Raw genomic sequence first — 5,775 nt, forward strand, 5'->3', positions numbered from 1 at the left:
TCTGTCCCATGGGGCGTGATCCGGGGTCGATAAAATACAACGAGGAATGTTGTATTTGTTGTATGTTGTATTATACTACATACAACAAACTACATAAGGAGCTTGCATCATGGCCCTCACCATCGAGCAGATCCATGCCGCTGCTGATCAGATCGCCGCCCAGGGCGAGCGTCCCACGCTCTCTCGTGTCCGCGCCGCGCTCGGGGGCGGCTCGTTCTCGACGATCAGTGAGGCGATGCAGAGTTGGCGTCAGCAGCAATCCCAAGAGCATGCGCTGGCCGAGGTGCAAGTGCCGGATGCCTTGGCCGAGCGTGTTCAGCAGCTCCAGGCGGCCGCCTGGCAGGCGGCTGTCGAGGAAGCCGAGCGGCGCCTAGCCGCCGAGCGTGAGGCGTTACATGAGGCTCAGGAGCAAGCCACTGGTGAGGTGGCCGAAGCCCGCGAGGCGGTTCAGACCCTGGAGGCAGAGGCCGAGGAGCGTGATCGGGAGCTGGTCACTATGCGCAAGCAGCTGGAGGACGCCGAGGCAGTGGCAAAAGATGCGCTGAACGCCCAGCGGCAAGCTGAGCAGCAACGCGAGGCCGATGCCGCTCGACTCGGGGAGCAGATCTCTGGCCTCGAGGCACGGCTAGCTGACGCGGTGGATGCCCGTAAGCAGGCCGAAGCCCGTGAGGCGGCGGCAGCCCAGGACGCCAAGGCCACTGGCAAGCAGCTGGAGGACGTGCGCTATCGGCTGGGCGAGGCGGAGCGCGAGAGTGCGACCGCTCAGGCCCGTGCCCAGGAGCGTGGCGAAGCGCTACGGGCAGAGCAGGAGGCTCGCAAGGAAGAGCAGGAACATCATCGCCAGGCTCTGGCAGAGCAACGCGACGAGTACCGCGAGCGTTTGGCAGCTGCCGAGCAGCAAGTCCAGGAAGCCCACCAGGCCGCGCAGGAGGCCGAGACTCGCGTCCAGGCCGCCCAGCAGGACGCGGCGACGGCAAGGGAGAAGTCGGCGAGCCTGCAAGGGCAGCTGGAGACCTTGAAGGCTGCCCAAGTTGCCGAGAAGGAGTCTAGAGGCGCCACTGAGGGTGAGCCGAAGACACGGTCCAGAGAGGTGCAGGGGAAAGGAGAGAAGAGAGAGTGATAGGCTGGTTCAGCCTTGTAGTTAAAAATCGAACCTCAGTGACCATCAAGGAAGATTAAATGCTTATTAAAGTCCGGGTTTTTGACGAAAAACAGGAAGAAGTAGTTTTCTACCAGACCGAGATCAATGCAGATGCCATGATCAAAATAGCTGAACCAAGGGTCGGCATGGTGCAAGAGAAGGGGAAAGCTTGGGCGCAAGGCGCTGTGCCATTTTTTGGTAAACAACTGGTTGATGCAGTGAAGTTGGATGATGAAAAAGAAGTTGAAAAAAATGCTATCCAGGCAGCGATGTCTGCTTGGTTATTTGACTCCATTTTCGAGGGTGTTACTGCTCAACAGTTTAAAGCTTCTGATCTTGACTTCAGCCTTCATCCCACAGGCATGGTGGTGTATCGTCGGGTGCCAAAATCGTGATGTGAAAACTTCACTGGACCTGCTCAGTGAGGTGCCAATAACTGAGCAATAGTCTTCACCTCACCTCCTGGAAGCCCTGCACATTGTTGAAGTAGTGGGGCTTCGCTTGTGCTGCACTCTACGGGAAAGTGATGAGCCCCATAGGCCAGAAGCCAGATGGTACGTGTTATGCCGTTTGAGAAGCTGACGTAATTGAACTGTTCCTTTCTGTATCCTATAAGTCGCTTTAAAAGTAGAAATTTTCTTCTGTATCCGGCTGTCAATTTTTTGTGAGTGTTGCAGCCAATCTCTGCGAGAGGAACTGGGTCGTCTATACCGCCAGAAAATCCGGCTTCTGCGTGGTGAAATTTGTAGTCCTGCTTCCATTTTTCTGGGTTTCCATGTAGCAGCTCAGGCGTATGGCTGTTGGGCTCTTTTTGCCATAACGAAAGAAATTTCTCTGCATCTACTTCGACGACCGAAGTGTCATGATTGCTGACTCCTTCCGTGCACATGAAAACGTCGCCGCGTTCTTCAGTGCTGATGCGAAAAATCGCCCGCTTTCCGAAAGGAAGATTGATGATCTGGTGAAGCGACTGCATTCCTGACCCTGTTCCAGGTGCCATCAAGATGATGACCCCTTCCTTGATTCGCCGTTGATTTTTGAGTGCGCAGACGATTGCAGCATATGTGAATGACATCTACCATCCTAACGGAGAGCACAGACCCGGACAAGGTATGCCTACGTAACACATTCGTGTCACTCCCGGTCGCGGCAGTCGCTACGCTCCCTGGCGACCTCGGCACCTTGCTCAGGGCTCCGCCCCGAGACCCCATGTCCCATTCGCTACCGCTCACGGGAACGTCATGTCATCACCACAGGAACGCCCAGTCAGAATCCATCGCGATAAGCACCTGAGCGTGCGCCTCACTCAGGACGAGAAGGAGCGCCTGGAGGCGCTGGTGAAAGCCACCGACTGCCGAAGCCCCTCGGAGTTTGTGCGCAACACCGCGATGGGCTACCCCGTGAAGTCTGTCGTGACCCATGAGGCCATCAACGAGCTGCGCCGGCTGGGCGGCTTGATGAAGCACTTGTTCCTGGAAGGCGGCAGGGACGATCCGGACGGTCAGTACCTGGCGACACTGCAGGAGCTGAAGGCGGCGATTCATCGCTTGGGGCGTGAGCAGTGATTGCGAATGTCTGTGATCGTCGGCGTGATGGGAAGTCGAGCTTCAGGACGCTGAAGGAGTATCTTGTCGATAAGCTTCGTTCCGATGAGCTGGATGCCGAAGACCAAGAAGTGTTGAAGCCTGATGGGACTGTGATCGCTCAGCTGTCTACCGGCGTGAGCGTCGAGCACAACGGTTTTGATCTCGATACCCTGGTTCAGGAGTTCGAGAGCGTGGTGGCCATGAAACCTCGAGTCGAGGATCCCATTTACCACTTCGTTATCTCCTGGGCCGAAGGTGACGACCCCGGCGACGAGACGATGTTTTCCTGTGCGCGAGAGGCGGTAGAACGTTTGGGGCTTGGTGGCCACCAGTATTTAAGTGCCATCCATCGGGATACTGATAACCCCCATGTTCATGTGGCCGTGAATAGGGTCAATCCTGACACGTACAAGGTGAAGCACCCTTACAACGATTACTACACCCTGGGGCAATTGATGACCGAGCTAGAAGACCGTCACGGATGGGCTGCAACACCCCAGGGTGGGCCGGAAAGTAAACCTGCTCAGCGAGCAGACGCGCACGGGGATTTGACGTTTGAGGCGTGGTGCAAGACGCATGTGGTGCCAGTGATGAAGCCTCTCCTGGAGCGCGAGCAATCGGCTTCCTGGTCGGAGATCCACCAGGTCCTGGATGCTATGGACGTGGAGCTCGTGGAGCATGGCCAGGGCCTGGTGTTCCGGACTGTGAGCGACACCGGTACCGCTGTTGCCATCAAGGCCAGTGCGGTGCATGAGCGATTTTCCAGGCCCCGCCTTGAGCGGGTGCTGGGCGCGTTTGAGGCGGCCTCAGAGGAGCCGCAAGACCGACGCTACCCGGAGGATCCGCAGGCCTTCGCAGCGGCTGTGAAAGACGCCCTGGGCGAACGCATCGCCCGGTGGTCGGGGCGCTCGCGCAGTGACTGGGCCTCACTGCATCGCTTGATGGATGAGCACGGCCTGCAGCTGACGCCCTGCGGCCAGGGACTAACTATATCCCCAGCGAATCGCGATGGCCCGCAGATGGCAGCGAGCAAGCTGAACCGTGCGCTGGCCAAGAGCCAGCTGGAAGCACGGCTGGGACCCTATGAGCCGCCCAAGAAGGCTCCTGGAAGCGCTTATGCGCGCGACCGCCAGGATACCCCTCGGCGGACAGCTCTGGACGCTACAGAGCGCCTGCAGCGGCGCTATCGGGCATATCGTGCCGAGCGGCCAACGTACCGCTCGTTGCGTCGTGACATCGGGCGTTCTATCCGGGCCATCCGGGCCGAGGTACGTGCTGAGCGACAAGAAGTCTACGAGCACATGCCGCCAGGGTTGGTAAGAGCCGCATACATCCAGGAGCTGAATTGGCAGCAGGCGCGGCGGATCCAGGGCGAGAGGCTGCGCCTGCTTCGCCAGTTCAACGCCCAGCAGGAAGCAGACGCTACGCTCGAGTGGCGCGAGTGGGTGGAAGAACAGGCGAAGCGTGGCGACGGTGATGCGATCCAGCAGGTGGCCACGTGGCATGACCCGCGGCACCGGCCCAAGAACGATAGAGTGGGGCCAGCAGGGGCAATGGTCGGCTACATCGAGCTGGCCCCTGGTGCCGAGGTGCTGCTGGGCTGGGAACGGCGCCGGCGACGCAATGGGCTCTGTGACTTATACACCAGCGGTGGTGAACGAGTCGTTACCCAGCAGCGGAATGGTCTCAAGCTTCACCGAACGGACGACACGACTGTGACGGCTGCGATGCAGCTGGCTATCGACACCTATGGTCCAGAGCTCCGCCTGACGGGTAGCGATGAGTTCAAGCGCCGTGCCATCGACGCGCTGATCAAGCTGGAAGTCCAGGGTGGACGGCATGTGCGTCTCTCGGATCCCGAGCTGCAAGAACGCCTTGAGAAGCAACAGAAAGTGTTGGCACCGGTCGCCAAGCGGCCGACTAAGTTGAGATGAAAACTTACTGGATGTGAAGTAAGTTATATTTGTCTGAGAGCGCTGTAGGTGCGAACATCAACAGCTTTAAAATCCTCATCGTGGAGAAAAATTTAAAGGAGGGTCGGGTGGCGGGTAATAATAAGTTTATTGAATATAGTGCGACTAAAGCGTGGCTTGCACAGTTTGATCCTAAATCCCAAGGGAGTATGGTCAAAATGCTGCAAGCAATGCGTCTAGTATCTCGAGATCAGTTCTCGGAGTCAATTCGCACGAGATTGTTACAGGTTTCAGAAAAAGTTGGCGGGCGCGTTGGCCTATACGTAGAGCGTGAGCTTCCACCAAAGAACCATCCTCCAGAACCTCTATTTTTGCAACCTGATATACCGCCTAGGCGAGCTTATGGGCCAGGACCAGATCCTATTCGTCCAGATGCTGGAAAGCCAGCAGAGGTGGGTTCTGAAGGAATCGTCGCGCAGTTGGTATCTGAATTATGCCTTGAGTTTCCAAAAAAGTTTGTAAATCATCCGGGGCCTGACCAACTTCGCAAGAAAAAAAAGCCTATCAATAATCTAATATTGGTCACGGATCTTATCGGAAGTGGTGAGCGAGCAGAAAGATATTTAGATGCTTTTTGGTCTGTTTGTTCTGTCAAAAGCTGGTGGTCTGGACGTATATCGAATGGACTTTCTTTTGGAGTAGTAGGTTATTCCGCAACGCCAGCTGGCAGAAAGAGAGTTAAATCTCATCGCCTTTCACCCGATGTTTTGATTGTTGCAGAATGCCCAACGATAGACACATCTTTCGATGAAAAACAAGCGAGAGAAATAAAAGATATTTGCACAAAATATGCCCCATCATCAGGGCCTATAGGTGCACTAGGCTTTCAGAACACGGGGGCACTGATTGCGTTTGCGCATGGTGCTCCTAACAACGTCCCTCGAATCTTATACAGCTTCAGCAATTCTTGGACGCCATTGTTCGCACGTCGAAAAACCTCTGCCACGCGCACAGATTTCGACGAACAGCTTGACCCAGAGGAAGTAGTCGCCCCTGCTAAACCCCGATTTTTTCCGGGGAGTCGAATTCGGCTCTCCTTATACTGGCCAATGAGCACAAAAAATTGAAGATCATT

The 5,775-nt window shown here is 56.3% G+C and carries 6 protein-coding genes; 5 read left to right on the forward strand and 1 reads right to left on the reverse strand.

The window, feature by feature from the left end; all coding sequences use genetic code 11:
* Window positions 1-109: 109 nt before the first annotated feature.
* Window positions 110-1,120, forward strand: a complete 1,011-nt coding sequence (locus tag H146_RS0117790; RefSeq protein WP_019953228.1) for a DNA-binding protein — start codon at window positions 110-112, stop codon at window positions 1,118-1,120.
* Between the two features lie 59 nt (window positions 1,121-1,179).
* A complete protein-coding gene (locus tag H146_RS0117795; protein WP_019953229.1) occupies window positions 1,180-1,536 on the forward strand; it encodes a hypothetical protein in 357 nt (118 codons plus the stop codon).
* Between the two features lie 23 nt (window positions 1,537-1,559).
* Here H146_RS0117795 and H146_RS21625 read toward each other — a convergent pair whose 3' ends face one another.
* A complete protein-coding gene (locus H146_RS21625) occupies window positions 1,560-2,216 on the reverse strand; it encodes a plasmid fertility inhibition factor family protein (RefSeq protein WP_156826898.1) in 657 nt (218 codons plus the stop codon).
* 166 nt (window positions 2,217-2,382) lie between these two features.
* Between H146_RS21625 and H146_RS0117800 the strand changes: the two genes are divergently transcribed.
* The 3 genes from H146_RS0117800 to H146_RS21630 are packed head-to-tail and all read left to right on the forward strand — an operon-like array spanning window position 2,383 to window position 5,767.
* The gene (locus tag H146_RS0117800; RefSeq protein WP_019953230.1) at window positions 2,383-2,706 is read left to right on the forward strand and encodes a plasmid mobilization protein; all 324 of its coding nucleotides are present in this window, start codon (window positions 2,383-2,385) and stop codon (window positions 2,704-2,706) included.
* On the forward strand, window positions 2,703-4,661 hold the full coding sequence (traI, locus tag H146_RS0117805; RefSeq protein WP_019953231.1) for a TraI/MobA(P) family conjugative relaxase: 1,959 nt from the start codon (window positions 2,703-2,705) through the stop codon (window positions 4,659-4,661). Before H146_RS0117800 ends, traI begins: the two co-directional genes overlap by 4 nt.
* Window positions 4,662-4,690: 29 nt before the next feature.
* The gene (locus tag H146_RS21630) at window positions 4,691-5,767 is read left to right on the forward strand and encodes a phosphoribosyltransferase-like protein (RefSeq protein ID WP_156826899.1); all 1,077 of its coding nucleotides are present in this window, start codon (window positions 4,691-4,693) and stop codon (window positions 5,765-5,767) included.
* Window positions 5,768-5,775: the final 8 nt, after the last annotated feature.

The sequence above is a fragment of the Kushneria aurantia DSM 21353 genome, from assembly GCF_000382245.1.
Classification (GTDB): Bacteria; Pseudomonadota; Gammaproteobacteria; order Pseudomonadales; family Halomonadaceae; genus Kushneria; species Kushneria aurantia.